A 17,086-nucleotide genomic window follows, 5' to 3' on the forward strand; every position below is an offset into this window, starting at 1 on the left:
GCCGCGCGATGAATCCGGACTCATCTCCGGCGACCTTCGTCCCCTCGGCCTACGAATGGCCGCAGGGCAAGAGCAGCGCCTTCTGCTTCTCAGTCGATGTCGACGCCGAGAGCCCTTACCAGTGGAACCTACCAACGGACGCGCCGCAAACGCTGGGCCAGATCGAGCAGCGCCTGTTCGGTCCGCGCATTGGCATCTGGCGCATCCTCGACCTGCTCGACCGCTACGGCATCAAGGCGACGATGTTCGTGCCGGGGCTCGTCGCCAGGAACCATCCGGACCTGTTGCCGGCCTTCGTCGCGCGCGGCCACGAGGTCGGGCTGCACGGCTATTTCCATGAGCTCGCCACCGAAGCGGGGCCCGAGGAGTTTGCCCGCGCGCTCGATGAATCTCTGGCGCTGTTCAAGAGCCAGGCCGGCATCGTGCCCAAGGGTTTCCGCTCGCCAGCCTGGGAAATGACGCCGTTCATGCTGGCCGAGGTCAAGCGCCGGGGTCTCTACGATTCGTCGCTGATGGGGTTCGACCACCCCTACACGATCGACGGCGTCACGCAGGTGCCGGTGCTCTGGGCGGTCGACGACGCGATCTATTTCCGCTTCTCCGGCAGCCCGACCGACAGAGCCCCGCCATCGCCGCAGGGCGGAATCCTCGAAGCCTGGCTCGACGAGTGGCATGTCCTGCATCGCGAGGGCCGGATGATGATGCTGACGATCCATGACTGGATCTCCGGGAGGGCCGGTCGCATCCGCATGCTGGAAAAGCTGCTCGATGTCGTTGCGACCTCGCCCGGAACCTGGATCGCCACGGTCGGCGAAGTCGCGGCGCATCATGCCGCCAGTGCCAATGCCGAACGCTTCAGCGTGCCATTGCGCTTGCCCGAGGCGAGCGGTCCCCATCGTTTCAAGGCCCCTCGCTGATGCAGACATTCACCATCCAGAGATCCGCGGTGCAGTCGGAGCATGGCCTCGTCGCAGCCCAGAACCGCCATGCGGCACAGGCCGGCGCTGATGTCCTGTCGCGCGGCGGCAACGCCATGGATGCGGCCGTCGTCGCCGCTCTGGTGCTCAGCACGGTCGAGCCCTGGCTGTCGGGCATCGGTGGCGGCGGTTTCCTCGTCCATGCCGACGGCAAGACAGGCGAGACGGAAACGCTCGACTTCAACGTGCGCTCGGCCGCAGGGCTCGACCCGGCAGACTATCCGCTGGCCGACGCCCAGGCCGGCAACTGGTTCAGCTGGCCTTCGGTGGTCGGGGATCGGAATGTCTCGGGCTATGGGGCCATCTGCGTGCCCGGCGCGATCGCAGGCCTTGCCGCCGCGCTGGAGCGCCATGGCTCGATCTCCTGGGACGAGGCATTGCAACCCGCGATCGAGCATGCCGAGCGCGGGCTGGAAATCGACTGGTTCGCCGCGCTCTGCATCGCGATCGAAGCTCCCGGCCTTGCGCGCGACCCTACGCTCTCCGCGATCCTGCTCGACGACGGCCATGGCCCGAAGGCCGGCGCCGACACGCGCCGCTTCAAGCCGATGACGCTCAAGGCCAAGCTGCTGCGGCGGCTTGCCAAGGCGGGAGCGCGCGACTTTTATGAAGGCGAGTGCGCCGGCCAGATCGCAGCCGATCTCGAAGCCGGCGGCTCGCCACTGCGCTCCAGCGATCTGGCGGCGTATGAGCCGGTCTGGGCGCCAGCGCTGGCGGGCCGCTATCGCGGTTTCGACATCGCCGCCGTGCCGGGTTTGAGCGGCAGCCCGACCTTCTTCGACGCGGCGCAGCGCCTCGCAGACGGGCCGCTATCGCGGGCGACCTCGCCTGCCCAGACCGCCCTGCTCTATGCCACCGCCATCCGGGAAGCCTATGAAAAGCGCCTGACCACGCTTGGCCATGCCGCGACGCCCGAGGCCGGTTGCACATCTCACGTCAGCGTGGTCGATCGCAGCGGCAACATGGTCTCGCTCACCAATACGCTGCTCTCGCGCTTCGGCGCCAAGGTCGCGTTGCCTCAGGCCGGCATCATCATGAACAACGGCATGATGTGGTTCGATCCGCGCACCGGCCAACCCAACAGCATCGCGGCGGGCAAGAAGCCGCTCGCCAATATGTGCCCGTTGATCCTGAGCCGAGGCGGCCGCCCCATGCTCGCGATCGGCGCGGCGGGCGGGCGCACGATCTTCCCGACGATCTTGCAGCTGATCTCGGGAATGGCCGATTTCGGATTGTCGCTGGAAGAGGTGTTTCACCGCCCACGTATCGACGCCTCGACCCCGCGCATCAAGATCGACGCTCGCGCCGAGGCCGATGTCGCGGCGACCATCGCCGGCGCCTTCCCGGTCGAGATCGTCGAGGACACGCTCTACCCCGTGAACTTCTCGATTCCCTCAGCGGTGATGGCGACCGAGGGCGGCGGCTTCACAGGCATGGCCCATCCGACCAGCCCCTGGGCGGCCGTGGTGGCGGCAACCGCATGAGCGCCGCGACCATCCCCGTCCTGGCGATCGACGACCTCGTCGTCGAGATCGGCGGCAACCGCATCGTCGATCATGTCTCGCTGAGCGTCGGATCGGGCCGCATCCTCGCCATCGTCGGCGAATCCGGCTGCGGCAAGAGCCTCACCGCCTTGTCGGTGCTGGGCCTGCTGCCAAGGGCGGCACGCGTCGCAGGCGGCGAAATCCGGCTGAACGGCCGCGATCTGCTGCCCCTCGGCGAAGATGCCTTGTCCGACGTCAGGGGCAACGAGGCCACGATCATCTTCCAGGAGCCCGTGGCTTCCTTGAATCCGCTGATGCGGGTCGGCGAGCAGGTCGAGGAAGCGCTGCGTCTGCATCGCGGCCTCTCGCCTACGGCCGCACGGGAGGAGGCGATCGCCATGATGACGCGCGTCGGCATCCCCGATGCGGCCAGGCGAGCGCGGCAATATCCGTTCGAACTGTCGGGCGGGATGTGCCAGCGCATCATGATCGCCTCGGCGCTGATCTGCCGCCCTGCCCTGCTGATCGCCGACGAGCCGACGACGGCGCTCGACGTCACCATCCAGGCGCAGATCTTGGAATTGATGCGCGACCTGCGCGGGGATGTCGGCACCGCGATCGTGCTGATCACCCACGACATGGGGGTCGTCGCCGATCTCGCGGACGATGTCTGCGTGATGTATGGCGGGCGCGTCGTCGAGAGCGGCTCGGTGGAGGCCACCTTCGCCTCGCCGCGCCACCCCTACACCAAGCTGCTGCTGGCGACGATCCCGACCCTGCATGGCCGCCGCAAGACGACGCTGCGGACCATCGAGGGCATGGTCCCGAGCGCGGATTCCTGGCCCGATGGCTGCCGCTTCCGGACACGCTGTCCGCTCGCGGACGAAGCCTGCCGGGAGGTGCCACACCTGGCCGATGTCGGCCACAACCATGCCGCCGCCTGCTGGCACACGGCCCGGGTCGAGGCGCTGGCATGACGGCAGAAGCGCTTCTCCAGGTTCGAGACCTCAAAGTCCATTTCAAGCTGCGCCGGGGCGTCGGCACGCCGGGCGGCGTGGTCAAGGCGGTCGATGGCGTGTCGTTCGACCTCGCCGCCGGCCGCACGCTGGCCCTTGTCGGGGAATCCGGCTGCGGCAAGTCGACGACAGCCTATGCCGTCATCGGGCTGGAACAGCCGACGGGCGGTAAGGTCCTCTTCGATGGCCGCGACATCACCCATCTCCGCGGTGCGGATCGGGCCCATCTCGCCCGGGACATCCAGATCGTCTTCCAGGACCCGAGCGCCGCACTCAATCCCAAGATGAGCATCGCCGACAGCGTGGCCGAGCCCCTCGCCATCGCGGGCTGGACGCGCAACGACCGTCGCAAGCGCATCGCCGAACTGCTCGACCGCGTCGGCCTTCCGGCCACCTTCGCCGAACGGCTGCCGAGCGCGCTTTCCGGCGGGCAGCGCCAGCGCGTCGTGATCGCGCGCGCGCTCGCCCTGTCGCCACGCCTGCTGATCCTCGACGAGCCGGTCTCGGCTCTCGACGTCTCGATCCGCTCGCAGGTGCTGAACCTGCTGCTGGAACTGCAACGCGACCTCGCCCTCGCCTATCTCTTCATCTCGCACGACCTCTCGGTGGTGCGCCACATCGCCGACGAGGCCATCGTGCTCTATCTCGGCTCCGTCATGGAGCGGGGACCGATCGACCTGATGTTCGAGGCGCCGCAACACCCCTATACCAAGGCCCTGCTCTCCGCGATTCCGCTGCCGGACCCGGTCCAGCAGCGCCAGCGCGAGAAGATCATCCTGACTGGCGACCTGCCGAGCCCGCTCGCTCCGCCACCAGGCTGCCCCTTCATCAGCCGCTGCCCGACCCGCGTCGAGACCTGCGCCACGGCGCGACCGGAACTGCGCCCGACAATCTCGGCAACGGAGGCCGCCTGCTTCCTGACACGGTAGGCCGTGCCGTACCGAGTTCCGCGCACCCGGCGCCTCAGTACTTGATCACGCCGAAGCGCCGGAAGGCTTCGTGGATGCGGTCGGCATAGGCATTGAAGCTCGGATAATCGCCGAGATGAGCCGGGCGCGGACGCGGCAACTCGATCGCGATCTCGTCGACGACGCGGCCCGGCGTCGGCGACATCACCAGAACGCGGTCGGACAAGCCGATCGCCTCCTCGATCGAATGGGTGATGAAGACCACGGTCTTGCCGGTCTCCAGCCAGAGCATTTCGAGGTCGTGGCGGATCTGAGTGCGGGTGATGGCGTCGAGCGCGCCAAAGGGCTCGTCCATCATCAGCACGCTGGGATCATGGATCAGCGCCCGCGCGATCGAGACGCGCTGACGCATGCCGCCAGAAAGCTGCTTGGGATAGCGGTCGACGGCATGGCTGATCCCGAGCTTTGCGAAGAGTTCGAGCGCGCGCTCCCTGGCCGGCTGGAGCGGCAGGTGCCGGATCTCGGCCTGCAACATCACGTTCTCCAGGGCCGTCCTGAATTCGAGCAGGAGGTGGTCCTGGAAGACGATGCCGATATCGGTCAACGGCGAGGTCAGGGCCTTGCCGTCGACCAGAAGCTCGCCGTTGGTGACAGGAATCAGCCCCGCCGCCATCAGCATGAAGGTGCTCTTGCCGCAGCCGGAGGGGCCAATCAGGCTAACGAACTCGCCGCTCCTGATGTCGAGGTTGAGACCATCGACGGCGGTAAAGCCGCCGAAAGTCTTGACGATGCCGCGCCCGGTGATGGACGCGGCGCTTTTCCCCGTGCTGACGGCAAGGTCGGTCACATTGGCCTCACGAGCAGGCGGCGGCCGAGGCCGGCAGCAGTTCGGTGCTGTAGTAGTCGGTGATCGGCTTGTCCTTGGGCAGGCCGAGATACTGGGTCAGCAGGTCGAAGCTGACGGTCCAATTCTTCTCGGGCACCCTGCCGAGCGAGGTCGCGCCCGGTGCGCAGAGCAGCCTGTTGACGACGTCGAACTGCGCCAGCACCTGCGCCTTCTTCACGGCCGGGAACTGCGCCACGACGGCATCCGCCGCAGCATCGGGGTTCTTGCGGGCGGCTTCCCAGCCCTGCAGGCTCGCCTCGACGAACTTCTTGAACAGCTCCGCATCGGCCTTGATCCGGTCATCGCGGGCAATGATCGAGAGGCCGACGGTGGGCACGCCGACATCGCGATAGAAGATGTCGGTGACCTTGAAGCCGCGTTCGCGGATCTGGATCGAGTGGAAATCGGCGCCGCCGAGGATGGCGTCGACCTTCTTCTCCAACAGCGCGCCGACGAAGGCAGCCGGATCGATGGCGATGACGTCGACCTTGGTCTTGTCGATCTGATTGCTGGCGAGGATCGCCTCCAGCAGGATCGTCTGGGCGGTGCCGGGCTGGACGGCGACCTTCTTGCCGACGAGGTCCTTCGGCGAGGCGATGCCGCTCTCGGCCAGCGAGATGATGGCGAAGCCGTTGGTCTGCAGCACCGGAGCGACGATCTTCACCGGCGCGCCCTTGCTGCGCAGCTGCATGGCGGCCGGCGCGTCGGCGAAGCCCACATCCGCCTGTCCCGTCGCGACCATCTGGGCCGTGGTGCCGGAGCCCTTGCCCTCCTCGATCGTCAGGTTGATGCCGGCCTTCTCGTAGAGCCCCATCTGCTTGGCCATCATGAAGCCGGCATTGGGCGCGGCGGCCAGGAAGTTCAGCGTGATCTTCATCGGCTTGCCGGCACCCTGCGCGAGGGCCGTGCTCGCGCTCAGAGCCAGCAGGGTGGCGGCGGTGATCAAACTGCGTCGGTTCATGGTCTTCATCCTCCCAGATATCCCGGTTGATCCCGGGTTGATGGTTTGTGGAGCGTTTCTCAGCCCTTGCGCTGCCAGGGCATCAGCAGGACCTCCAGCCCGTCGACGAGGTAGCTGAACAGGATGCCGACGAAGCTCAGCGCGACGAGGCAGGCGAAGATCAAGGGCATGTCGAGGAAGCTCGTGCCGCGCAGCAGGAGATAACCCAGGCCCGAATTAGCGCCGACGAACTCGCCGACGATCGCGCCGGTCGCCGCGAAGACGGCCGAGACCTTCAGCCCCGAGAAGATGTAGTTCAGCGCCGCTGGCACCCGCACCTTGCGGAAGGTCTGCCAGGGCGTCGCGCCCATCGATCGGGTCAGGTAGAGCACGCGCTCATCCAGCGCGCGGAAACCGGTCATGCTGGCGACCAGCGTCGGGAAGAAGCAGAGCAGAAAGGTCAGCAGAACCTTCGGGAACAGGCCGAAGCCGAACCAGACCACAAAGAGCGGCGCGATCGCGATCTTGGGCACGAGCTGGAAGAAGACGATCACCGGATAGATGGCCTTCTCGAGCAGCCGGACCGAAACGATGATGTAGCCGAGCGGGATCGAGATCACCGCCGCCATCAGGAAGCCGAGCACGATCTCGTTGGCGGTGATCAGCATGTGCTGGAAGATCAGGGCGCGATCCGTCCAGAGCCGCTCGAAGAAGGCGCTCGGTACTGGGAGGATGTATTCCGGAACGCCGGCCATGGGCACCAGCACCTCCCAGGCGAGGAGAAGCACGCCGAAGCTCGCCAGCGGCCAGGCAATCGCCGATGTCCAGGCGGCCAGGCGGCCGGGCGTGACCTCGGACGGAGGGATCGGCCGTGTCGTCGGAGCAGGTGCGGCGTTGTCGGTCATGCGCTGGTTCTCGCCTGGAGTTCGGCTTGCGGCTGTCCCTTGGCGCCGGGCCTCACCGGCGCCTGCATCTGCCGTCGACGCAGTGGCCAGATCGCGGCCATGTCCTGCGCCGCCTCCTGCAGCGCCAGGGCGATCGGGCCACGCCGTTCCTCGGTCATTCGCGGCAAGGGGCCAGCGACGCTGAGCGTGCCGGCGATGGCCGCGTCGGGGGCCGGGCCCGAGCGGAAGACGACGGCCATGGCGACCGTGCCGATCTCCCCCTCCTCGACGGCAAGGGCGACGCCGCGCTTGCGGGTCTCGGCGAGATGGGCGCGCAGCGCATCGACGTCGGACAGCGCATTGGGGCCGGTCCGGTCGCCTGCTTGGAAGCCGCGAGCGCAGACGATCCGCAAGGCTTCCGCCTCCGGCAGGGAGGCAAGCCAGGCCTTGCCGGTCGCCGTGGCGTGCAGGACGATCTCCGTCCCCATCGGCGGGTCATAGCGCAAACCGGCGGTCGCGCCCTGCGCCCGGGCGATCCAGACCAGGCTCTCATCCTCGACCACAGCGAGACGGCAATATTCGCGTGTCCTGTGGGCGAGCGCGTCGAGCACGATCTGCCCGGCATCCGGCAGGCCGCGGAGATCGAGATTGCGGAAGGCGAGTTGGGAGAGTTTCAGGGTCAGCGCATAGGCACCGGTGCCTGCGTCCTGCGTGACGAAGCCGCGTTCGGCCAATGTCGTCAGAAGGCGGTGCGTCGCGCTGGCAGGCAGGTCGAGTCGGCTCGACAGAACGCCGAGGTCCGCCCCGTCGGGCTCGCCCGCCAGCGCCTCCAGCATGTTCAGCGCGCGCTCGACCGCTGCGATCGTCACCGTTCCATCCCTCTGCGTCTCTACCCTGCGAACTTTATTTTTGGAATTGAATTCCAATTCGGAATTGATTTCCGTATATGAGGCAACAGAGGCGGAGTCAACGCGCCTCGCCAAGATGCGCGGGAGGTTGCTGGTGAGCTTGTCTGGAGAGGGCGCGGTCGCGATCTGGCACGACATCGCGCCGGAAGGGCGCGACGAATTCTATGCCTGGCACGGCCAGGAGCACATGCCGGAGCGAGTCGGCATCCCCGGCTTCCAGCGCGGCCGGCGCTATGTCGCGATCGAGGCCGATCTCGAATTCTTCAATCTCTACGAGGCCTTGAGCGTCGAGGTGCTGAAGGGGCAGGACTATACGGCGCGCGTCAACGCGCCCACGCCATGGACGCTTTCGGCGGTGAAGCACTTCCGTTCGGTGGCGCGCTCGATCTGCCGCGTCGCCCATAGCGCAGGCCCGGCCCAGGGCGGGCTGATCGCGACCTTGCGCTACGACGTAGCCGACACGAATGCGGCTGCCCACAAGACGAGCCTCCAGCGCCAGAGCATTCCCGATCTGCTCGCAAAGCCCGGGATCGCGGCCGTGCATCTCCTGACGGCCGACGCCGAGGCGAGCGGCGTTGCCACCGCCGAGCAAAAAGCGCGGGGCGTCGCCAACACCGTCCCGCGCTGGGTGCTGCTGCTCGAAGGCTGGGGCGACGAGGCGGCTTTCGTCGCCACCGCGAAGGCCGAACTCGCACCGGAAAGGCTCGATGCGATCGGCGGCCGGGGCCCCTATTCGCTCGGGCTCTATCGCCACCAGATCACACGGACAAAGACCGCCTGGAGTGCCGGCTGATGGGCGCGACCTATGATCTTTCCGGGCGCTATGCGATCGTCACCGGCGGAGCCGGTGGGCTGGGCCGCGGCATCGCCCGCGCCCTGCTCGACGCCGGCGCCGGCGTCGAGTTGTGGGACAGCAACGCGACTGCCCTCGCCGAGGCCGCAGCTGAGCTGGGGGCCAGCACCCGCATCGTCGACATCACCAATCCGGCCGCGGTCGAGCGCGCCGCCAATGCAGCCTTCTCCGATCACGGCAGCATCGACATCCTGATCAACAATGCCGGCGTGCTCGGCGAGGTCAAACCGATCTGGGAGACCTCGCCCGAGGATTTCCAACGCGTCCTGCAGGTCAACCTCTTCGGCGCCTATCTGGTAACGCGTTCCGTCGTCGGGCATATGCGCCAGCAGGCACCGCGCCCCTCGCGCGTGACCCCGCATCCGCTGCGCGGCCATGTCGTCAACATCGCCTCGATACAAGGCAAGGAAGGCATGGCGCGGGCCTCAGCCTACAGCGCCTCGAAGGCCGGGCTGATGGCGCTAACCAAGAGCGTCGCCAAGGAAACGGCGCAGGAGGGCATCATCGTCACGGCGATCACGCCGGCAGCGGCCGAGACGGCGATGGCGCGGGAGATTTCGGCGGAGCGGCGGGCCGACATCCTCGGCCGGATTCCGATGGCCCGCTTCGTCGAGATCGACGAGGTGGCGCGGATGGTGCTCTGGCTCTCCTCGGACGAGTGCTCCTTCTCGACCGGCGGCATCTTCGACCTCTCGGGGGGCCGGGCGACTTACTGATCATCAGGCTCTATCACCGCCGGCGACGATCATCCTATGGTCGGCGCAGGCAAGGCTGCGCCGGTCCGGTGCCGGCTTCAGGGGACAGGCCATGACGACGATCGATCTCAACTCGGACCTCGCCGAAGGCTTCGGCGCCTATCGCTGCGGCGATGACGAGGCGATGCTCGGAATCGTCACTTCGGCGAATGTCGCCTGCGGCCTGCATGCGGGCGATCCAGAGATCATGGCCACCACCTTTACGGTCGCACGCGAGCGCGGCGTGGCGGTCGGCGCCCATCCGGGCTTTCCCGATCTCTGGGGCTTCGGCCGCCGGCGGATTCCGTTCTCCACTGGCGAGATCGAACGCCTCGTCGCCTATCAGGTCGGCGCGGCGGCGGCGCTCGCCGCCTATGCCGGCCATCGCATCACCTATGTCAAACCGCACGGCGCGCTCGGCAACATCTCCTGCGAGGAGCGGCCCGTGGCGGATGCGATCGCGCGGGCGATCAAGGCGGTCGATCCCAAGCTCTCCTTCCTCGCGACGGCGCTGACCGAACAGGTCGCCGCCGGCGAGGCGGCCGGGCTGCAGGTGCATCAGGAGATCTTCGCCGATCGCGGCTATACCGAAGAGGGACTGCTCGTGGCGCGCAGCCAGCCCGGCGCCATGATCACCGATCCCCAGGAGGCAGCCGACCGCGTCGTGGCCATGGTCACGGAGGGCGCCATCATCACGCTGTCCGGCCGGCGCCTGCCCACGCCGATCCGCTCGGTCTGCGTGCATGGCGATTCCAGCCATGCCGTCGCCACGGCGCGGCGCGTCCGTGAGGCGCTCGAGCAGGCCGGCATCGGGCTCGCCCCCTTCGCATGAGCACCGGACAGGGCGAGCGCCCGCTCTTTCTGGACGCAGGCGAGGCTGCGCTCGTGGTCGAATTCGGCCGCAGTGTCGATCCCGCGATCAGCGATCGGGTGCTGGCGCTCGATGCGGCGCTGGCCGCGGACCCGCCGGAAGGACTGCGGGAACTGGTGCCGACCTATCGTTCGCTGATGATCCATTACGATCCGCTCCGGCTGGAGCGGGCGCGGCTGGTCGCTCTCGTCGAGGAGCGCCTGACAGCGCCGGTCGCCTCGAAACGAGCCGCCGCACACTGGACCGTGCCCTGCTGCTACGATCTCCCGCATGGCGAGGACCTGGCCGAGATGGCGGCGCTGCTCGGGCTCTCCGCGACCGAGGCCGCCGCGATCCACGCTTCCGCCAGCTACCGGGTCTACATGTACGGCTTCTCGCCGGGCTTCACCTATCTCGGCGGCCTGCCCGAGGCGATCGCGATCTCGCGCCGCATCAAGCCGCGCCCTCCCCATGACAGCAAGGTCGTGCTGGTCGGCGGCGGCTTGAGCGCGATCGCCAGCTTTTCGATGCCCACTGGCTGGTATGTCGTCGGCCGCACGCCGGAACGACTCTATGCGCCGGAGCGCGCGGAAGCCTTCCTGTTCGAGCCGGGCGACAGCCTGCGCTTCGAGCCGATCGATGCCTCGACCTTCATGGCTCTCGATGCACGCGCCGAAGCCGGCGAAGTGGTGGCCCGGAGGCAGGCACCATGAGGCCGAGATTGCGCGTCCTGTCGGCCGGACCCGGTGTCACCGTCCAGGATGGCGGCCGGCGCGGCTATCTGCGCTATGGCGTCACCGGCGCCGGCCCGATGGATCCTCTTGCACATGCCATCGCCAATCATGCGCTCGGCAATCGCCCGGATGCCGCCGCGATCGAGGTCTCGCTCGGCGGAATCGAGGTCACGACAGAGGGCGCGCCCGCGGCGGTGGCTGTTGCCGGAGGAGACTTTCAGCTCACGCTGGACGGGCAGGCGCAGCCTTCGGCCCTGGTGCTGCGGCTGGAGCCGGGAGCGACGCTGCGGCTGCGCGCGGGTCCTGCCGGCGTCTGGTGCTATCTCGCCATCGCGGGTGGGCTGGACGTCCCCCAGGTGCTCGGCTCCAGCGCCACGCATACGCGCACCGGCATGGGCGGCCTGAAGGGGCGCATGCTTCAGGCCGGGGATCGGCTGACTGCGGCTCCGGCCGGCAATGGCGACATCGCGACGGGCCGCATCGTCGCGCCCATGCTCGAACGCCAGCCGGACCTGATCCGCGTGCTGCTCGGCCCGCAGCACGACTATTTCGCCGAAGACCAGATCGCGGCCTTCCTTGCGGGCCCATGGCGCATCTCGACTCGTGGGGACCGCATGGCCTGTTTCCTCGAGGGGCCGACGCTCAGCCACAAGCTCGGCTTCAACATTCCCTCCGACGGCGTCGCCAGGGGCGCGATCCAGGTCCCCGGCGAAGGCCAGCCGATCGTGCTGATGGCCGACCGGCAGTCGACCGGCGGCTATCCCAAGATCGCCAATGTCATCGGGGCCGATCTAGGCCGGCTCGCCCAGGCGAGGCCCGGCACGCAGATCGCCTTTCGCGCGGTGTCGCACGCCGAAGCGGTCGCGGCCCTGGCGGAAGAGCGCTCCTTCCTGTCGGGGCCGATCGCGATCGAGCCGCTGACGCGCAACGCCTTCAGCTCGGAATTCCTGCTCGGCCTCAGCCTGGTCGACGGCTGGATCGATGCCCACGGACAAGGCTGACCGCGCGGCCTCGCCTCTCAGGCGGCCTCCTCGATGAAGGTCGCGACGAAGCGGACGAGCTCGCTCTGGCGCGCCGTGCCCGTCTTGGCGAAGAGGCGTTGAAGATGCGTCCGGGCTGTCGTCCGGGCGATGCCCAGCCTCTTGGCCGCGACGACGGTGTCGAGCCCCTTCACGATCAGGCCCAGCATGCGCGCCTCGGTCGGGGTCAGGCCGCAGGCCTCCGCGACCTCATCGACATTGCGGTCGATCATGCGCTGGGGATCGTCGACCGTCAGCACGAACAGGTCCATTCCGACGCCGCCGAGATGCACCGCATCGACCACGATCTGCCGGCCGCAGCGCATGGACAACGAGAGGCGGATCTCTTCCGGCGCGGAACCGGCACAGCGGCGCTTGAGCCAGGTCTGGAGCCGCGCAGAAAAGAGCTTGTCGGCACAGACGAGACGCCCGCCCGAGCCGAGGCCCTCGCGGGCGAGCGCCGCAGCGCCCTGATTGCTGAAGTGGATGCGCAGATCGGCATCGATGATGAAGAGGGGCTTGGCACCCCGGCCCGCATCATCCGAATCCGCATCGGCGTTGCGGGATGGGGGCGCGGAATAGCCCGTCGAGGAGGGAACGGAGAAGCTCATCGTCATGCGAGGAGATTCAACAAGCTGGAGCATCTTCGCTGTCCCTCAAGTAACAGTGCGCCGGACCCGGCCATGACAGGCTCAAGATTCTCCTGTCCCCCTTTGGTCGCGCCGCCTGCGCGGACGGTTCAACGACAACGACAGCGATTGTCAGGGAGCGAGTTTCGGCTTGCGGGAATGGCTAACGCAGGTCGCGTTCCATTGCGCGCGGCCAGCAAGCAAAGCTGATGCAGCCTCACGACACCGCTTCGGACAGGTCAGGCCTTTTCGGCCGGACGGTCCTCCCATCTGGCGAAACGAGATGCTTCAGCCGCCCCCGTCGCGGCGCGGTCAGGCCGAGGTCAGGTGAATCGTGAACGAAAGCGCTCTGCCGCGAAGGGCGCGGAATCGCAGAACGTCGGCACATTCGTCATCATATCCGCCAGCAACCGCCCGGTGACCGGACCCAGCGTGAAGCCATGATGGGCGTGGCCGAATGCGAACCACAGGCCGGGATGCCGAGGCGCCGCTCCGACGATCGGGAGCATGTCGGGCAGGCAGGGGCGCGCACCGCGCCACGGCTCGGCGTCGAGGCGCCGGCCGAGCGGCATTATGCGCCGCGCGATGCGCTCCGCCCGGTCGAGCTGCCAGGAATCCGAGGGCTCGTCGCGGCCGGCCAGTTCGATGCCGGTCGTCAGGCGGACGCCGCGCTCCATCCGACTGAGGACGAAGCCGGCCTGCGCATCGCAGAGCGGACGCTGCAGAGGCGAATACCCCGACTCCTCGTAATGCATGTGGTAGCCGCGCTTGAAGCCGAGCGGGAAGCGATAGCCGAGACGTTCATAGAGATCGGCCGACCAGGGCCCCAGCGCGGCGACAACCTCCTGTGCCCGCCAGATCCCGGTATCGGTGGGGAGACGCCATTGCGCCGCTTCGCCGCTCAAGGCCAGTGCGTCCGCCTTGATCAGGACGCCACCGCGCGCCGTGAACAGCGCCGCATAGGCGCGGGTCACCGCCCCGGGATCGCTGACCGTCACGGGGTCGCGCCAATGCAATGCTCCGGCCACGGCGCCTGGCAGCAGGACAGGCTCGCGGCTGCTCAGTTGCTCGGGTTGAAGCACGTCATAGGCAAGTCCGTAGCCGCGCAGCTCCGCGGCGGCCCGGATGGCCTGATCGAGGGCGCGAGGGGTGCGGTAGAGCTCGATCCAGCCCTCGCCGCGCATCAGCTCTCGTGTACCCGCCGCATCGGTCCATCGCCGATGCTCGTCGATGGAGCGCTCGATCAGCGGCAGGATGGCACGGCCCAGGCTGTCGAGCCGATCCGGTGCCGAATTCCACCAATAGCGCGCGAGCCAGGGCGCCATCCGCAGCAGCGCCGCCGGCCGATAGCGCACTGCGATCGAGCGGTTCGAGGCGAAGGCGGCCAGCGTCGGAAGGTCTCGGGGGAAGGCGTAAGGAACCACCGACGAGCGTTCGATCAACCCGGCATTGCCGTGGCTGGTCTCGGCACCCGGCTCGCCGCGATCGACGAGCAGGACCCTGCGCCCGCGCTCCTGCAGATGCAGCGCCACGCTGACGCCGACGATGCCGGCCCCGAGCACGATCACATCCGCTTGTCGTGTTGCTGTCATCGTCACGCGGCGCAGGCCCGTCCCATCCACCCGAAGCGGGCATGGCGAGAACGAGCCCCAAACGGAAGTCGTTTGCAAGAAAATAAAAATCCTTTGACAGCCTGAAAGAAAAATTTCTTCATGAGTTGCCGCAGGGAGCCCCGATGTCGCACACGCTTCGCCAGAGATTGCAGGCTTGCCTCGCCAGCGGTTCCAAGGCCGACAAGGCGCTGGGCAGCTACATGCTCGCGCAGATGGCGAGCCTGCCCTTCGAGACAGCGGCGAGCCTCGCGGAGAAGGTTTCCGTCAGCGAGCCGACGGTCGGGCGCTTCTGCCGGACGCTCGGCTACAAGAGCCTGAAGGACCTGAAGGGCAGCCTTGCCGAGGAGATAGGCGACCGGCCCTGGCTGATCAGCGACCGCCTGCGCGATTTCCAGCAGCGCAGCCTGGCGGGCGACGACCAGCTCGCACGCAGCCTGCAGCTCGAGATCGCCGGGCTCGTCCGACTCTACGAGCTCGCCCAGAGCGAGGAGTGGAAGCGCGTGGCGCGCCGTCTCGCAACGGCGTCCGCGGTCCATGTCACGGGCTTCCAGACCGAGCGCGGCCTCGCGCAATATCTCGCCAACCAGCTGCAGTACCTGCGGGACGGCGTGCATCTCGCGGATCTAGCTGCCGGCAACTTCTCCGAGCTGCTCCTCTCCGAGGACAAGGGGCGCTGCCTCGTGATCTTCGAGGCGCGGCGCTATTCGCGCATGGCCAAGGTGCTGGCCGAGCAGGCCAAGGCCGCCGGCATCCCGACCACCCTGATCACCGATTCCTTCTGCGACTGGGGCCGTGGGCTGGTCGACGAGATGCTGGTCGTCTCGACCGAGTTCAACCTGTTCTGGGACTCGACCGCCCATATGGCGAACCTCAGCAACCTGCTGATCAACGCGGTCTTCGTCGAACTCGGCCCCGAGGTCGAGCAGCGGCTGAACCGGATGGCCGAACTCTACGGTCGCTTCACCGGCCATGTCGGGGACAGTTCCGGCCCTCTCGGCTGACGGCCACGATCCAAGCCTTTCGCAACATCTCGAAACAAAAGGGGAAGCGAGATGAAGACGATGATGAAGGGGAGCATTCTTGCGCTCGGGCTGGCGACGCTGGCCAGCACCACGGCGCTGGCGCAGGAGGCGACGTTCGTGATGACGGCCCGCCTCGTCGGCGCGCCGACCTACAACCCGATCAAGGCGACGAAGCTCAACACGGCGACGACGCTGATCTTCGACCGGCTCGTCGTGCAGGATGCCGACCAGAGCTTCCATGGCCAGCTCGCGACCTCCTGGGAAGCGAGCCCCGATGGGATGCTCTGGACCTTCAAGCTGAAGCCGGGCGTGAAGTTCCACAATGGCGAGCCGTTCAACGCCAAGACGATCGAATGGTGGGTGCCGCAGTTCAAGGGCACCGAGAACGCCTTCACCGTCGAGGCAATCGACAAGGTCGAGGTCGTGGACGACCTGACCGTACGCTTCCATATGAAGAATCCCGATCCGAACCTGCTGTTCAACCTCGCCAGCTCCTTCATGGCCATACCGGAGCCGAAGGCGTTCGAGCGGCTCGGCGACAAGTTCGGCGTGACCGAGGCGATCGGCACCGGCCCGTACAAGATGCAGCAGTTCACCGTGGGCCAGCAGACCGTGCTGGTGCGCAATGACGACTATGCCTGGGCCTCGAACCTCTCGGCAAACCAGGGGCCGGCCAAGTTCAAGAAGCTGACCTTCCGCGAGATCGCCGAGGAATCGACTGCCTATCTCGAGCTGAAGACCGGCGGCGCCGACATGCTCGTCAACGTTCCTACCGACTTCCTGCCGCGCATCCAGGCAGACAAGGCGGCAAAGCTCCTGACGATCCCCGGCAACGAGCTCGTCTACATGCCGATCAACACCAGCGTGGAACCCTTCAACGACATCAAGCTGCGCGAGGCGGCCGCCTTCGCCATCAACCAGAAGGAAATCCTCGCCAGCCTCTACGGCGGTGTGGGCGCCGTCGCCGACACCTTCCTGATCTCCTCGCTCAAGGAGTCGCAGGTCGATCCGAAGTACAAGATCGCCTACGATCCGGAGCGCTCGAAGAAGCTGCTCGACGAGGCCGGCTGGAAACCCGGCGCGGACGGCATCCGCGCCAAGGACGGCAAGCGTCTCCAGGTCAAGCTCTGGGCGCAGAACGGTACCGAGTTCAAGCGCCTCGCAGAGATCGTCCAGGCGCAGCTCAAGGCCGTCGGCATGCAGGCCGACATCAGCATCATCGACGCCGGCTCGATCAACGCTCAGTACCGCAAGAAGACCGAGCACCAGCTCGCGGTGCGCGCCTATCAATGGACCAATGCCGACATCGTCGACTGGTTCTTCGCCGCGAAGCGCGCAGGCTATCCAAACGTCTCGATGCTCAATGATCCCGAAGCGGAGCGCCTGAACGACATTGCCATGAACAAGTCCAAGACCTGGGACGAGCGCGTGGAGAACTTCACCAAGTACCATGAGTACGTGCTGTCGCAGTACCCGTTCGCCCCGATCTACCAGCCGGTGCAGAGCCTCGCCTACGGCAAGCGCATCACGGTGCCGGAGAAGATCCGCGGGATCGGCTTCTCCAGCCAGTCGATGATCGACATCGCGCCGGCGAACTGAGCCGGCCACGGCCGCACGCGGGAGACACCC

At 67.3% G+C, this 17,086-nt stretch carries 17 protein-coding genes; 11 read left to right on the forward strand and 6 right to left on the reverse strand.

Annotated features, from left to right (window positions below):
• Positions 1-8 precede the first annotated feature (8 nt).
• Genes VGN82_RS21050 through VGN82_RS21065 form a run of 4 tightly spaced genes read left to right on the forward strand, consistent with a single transcriptional unit; the run spans position 9 to position 4,406 of the window.
• Positions 9-917: a polysaccharide deacetylase family protein gene (locus VGN82_RS21050; RefSeq protein ID WP_327528997.1), complete on the forward strand. Its 909-nt coding sequence runs from the start codon at positions 9-11 to the stop codon at positions 915-917.
• A complete protein-coding gene (locus VGN82_RS21055) occupies positions 917-2,461 on the forward strand; it encodes a gamma-glutamyltransferase (RefSeq protein WP_327528998.1) in 1,545 nt (514 codons plus the stop codon). The genes VGN82_RS21050 and VGN82_RS21055 overlap by 1 nt, the downstream gene beginning before the upstream one ends.
• A complete protein-coding gene (locus tag VGN82_RS21060; RefSeq protein ID WP_327528999.1) occupies positions 2,458-3,438 on the forward strand; it encodes an ABC transporter ATP-binding protein in 981 nt (326 codons plus the stop codon). The genes VGN82_RS21055 and VGN82_RS21060 overlap by 4 nt, the downstream gene beginning before the upstream one ends.
• Positions 3,435-4,406, forward strand: coding sequence for an ABC transporter ATP-binding protein (locus VGN82_RS21065; RefSeq protein WP_327529000.1), 972 nt, complete (start codon positions 3,435-3,437; stop codon positions 4,404-4,406). The genes VGN82_RS21060 and VGN82_RS21065 overlap by 4 nt, the downstream gene beginning before the upstream one ends.
• A 34-nt stretch (positions 4,407-4,440) precedes the next feature.
• On the opposite strand, the gene VGN82_RS21070 is transcribed toward VGN82_RS21065, so the two are convergent.
• From VGN82_RS21070 to VGN82_RS21085, 4 genes are read right to left on the reverse strand one after another with little or no spacing between them, the layout of a single operon-like run.
• Complete coding sequence (locus tag VGN82_RS21070; RefSeq protein WP_327529001.1) at positions 4,441-5,232, reverse strand: ABC transporter ATP-binding protein; 792 nt, start codon at positions 5,230-5,232, stop codon at positions 4,441-4,443.
• 7 nt (positions 5,233-5,239) lie between these two features.
• Positions 5,240-6,232, reverse strand: a complete 993-nt coding sequence (locus VGN82_RS21075; protein ID WP_327529002.1) for an ABC transporter substrate-binding protein — start codon at positions 6,230-6,232, stop codon at positions 5,240-5,242.
• Between the two features lie 59 nt (positions 6,233-6,291).
• The gene (locus VGN82_RS21080) at positions 6,292-7,116 is read right to left on the reverse strand and encodes an ABC transporter permease (protein ID WP_327529003.1); all 825 of its coding nucleotides are present in this window, start codon (positions 7,114-7,116) and stop codon (positions 6,292-6,294) included.
• Positions 7,113-7,964 (reverse strand): IclR family transcriptional regulator, encoded by an 852-nt coding sequence (locus VGN82_RS21085; RefSeq protein WP_327529004.1) that lies wholly within the window; start codon positions 7,962-7,964, stop codon positions 7,113-7,115. Before VGN82_RS21085 ends, VGN82_RS21080 begins: the two co-directional genes overlap by 4 nt.
• Before the next feature lie 133 nt (positions 7,965-8,097).
• On the opposite strand from VGN82_RS21085, the gene VGN82_RS21090 reads away from it, so the two are divergent.
• From VGN82_RS21090 to VGN82_RS21110, 5 genes are all read left to right on the forward strand, one after another.
• On the forward strand, positions 8,098-8,796 hold the full coding sequence (locus VGN82_RS21090; protein WP_327529005.1) for a hypothetical protein: 699 nt from the start codon (positions 8,098-8,100) through the stop codon (positions 8,794-8,796).
• Positions 8,796-9,572, forward strand: a complete 777-nt coding sequence (locus VGN82_RS21095) for an SDR family NAD(P)-dependent oxidoreductase (RefSeq protein WP_327529006.1) — start codon at positions 8,796-8,798, stop codon at positions 9,570-9,572. Before VGN82_RS21090 ends, VGN82_RS21095 begins: the two co-directional genes overlap by 1 nt.
• Positions 9,573-9,663: 91 nt before the next feature.
• Positions 9,664-10,422 carry a 5-oxoprolinase subunit PxpA gene (locus tag VGN82_RS21100; RefSeq protein WP_327529007.1) on the forward strand — a complete coding sequence of 253 codons (759 nt, stop codon included), beginning with the start codon at positions 9,664-9,666 and terminating at the stop codon, positions 10,420-10,422.
• Entirely contained in the window at positions 10,419-11,153 is a 735-nt protein-coding gene (locus VGN82_RS21105) for a 5-oxoprolinase subunit B family protein (RefSeq protein WP_327529008.1), read from the forward strand. The genes VGN82_RS21100 and VGN82_RS21105 overlap by 4 nt, the downstream gene beginning before the upstream one ends.
• A complete protein-coding gene (locus VGN82_RS21110; RefSeq protein WP_327529009.1) occupies positions 11,150-12,175 on the forward strand; it encodes a 5-oxoprolinase subunit C family protein in 1,026 nt (341 codons plus the stop codon). The genes VGN82_RS21105 and VGN82_RS21110 overlap by 4 nt, the downstream gene beginning before the upstream one ends.
• A 17-nt stretch (positions 12,176-12,192) precedes the next feature.
• Here the strand turns inward: VGN82_RS21110 and VGN82_RS21115 are convergent, their stop codons facing one another.
• Together VGN82_RS21115 and VGN82_RS21120 are read right to left on the reverse strand one after the other, a co-directional pair.
• On the reverse strand, positions 12,193-12,837 hold the full coding sequence (locus VGN82_RS21115; protein ID WP_327529010.1) for a helix-turn-helix transcriptional regulator: 645 nt from the start codon (positions 12,835-12,837) through the stop codon (positions 12,193-12,195).
• A 308-nt stretch (positions 12,838-13,145) separates the two neighbouring features.
• Positions 13,146-14,414: an NAD(P)/FAD-dependent oxidoreductase gene (locus tag VGN82_RS21120; RefSeq protein ID WP_327529195.1), complete on the reverse strand. Its 1,269-nt coding sequence runs from the start codon at positions 14,412-14,414 to the stop codon at positions 13,146-13,148.
• Between the two features lie 143 nt (positions 14,415-14,557).
• Between VGN82_RS21120 and VGN82_RS21125 the strand changes: the two genes are divergently transcribed.
• Both VGN82_RS21125 and VGN82_RS21130 read left to right on the forward strand, forming a co-directional pair.
• Entirely contained in the window at positions 14,558-15,436 is an 879-nt protein-coding gene (locus VGN82_RS21125) for a MurR/RpiR family transcriptional regulator (protein ID WP_327529011.1), read from the forward strand.
• A 51-nt stretch (positions 15,437-15,487) separates the two neighbouring features.
• Entirely contained in the window at positions 15,488-17,056 is a 1,569-nt protein-coding gene (locus VGN82_RS21130; protein ID WP_327529012.1) for an ABC transporter substrate-binding protein, read from the forward strand.
• The last annotated feature ends 30 nt before the right edge of the window (positions 17,057-17,086 follow it).

It is taken from the genome of Allobosea sp., assembly GCF_035999205.1.
Classification (GTDB): Bacteria; Pseudomonadota; Alphaproteobacteria; order Rhizobiales; family Beijerinckiaceae; genus Allobosea.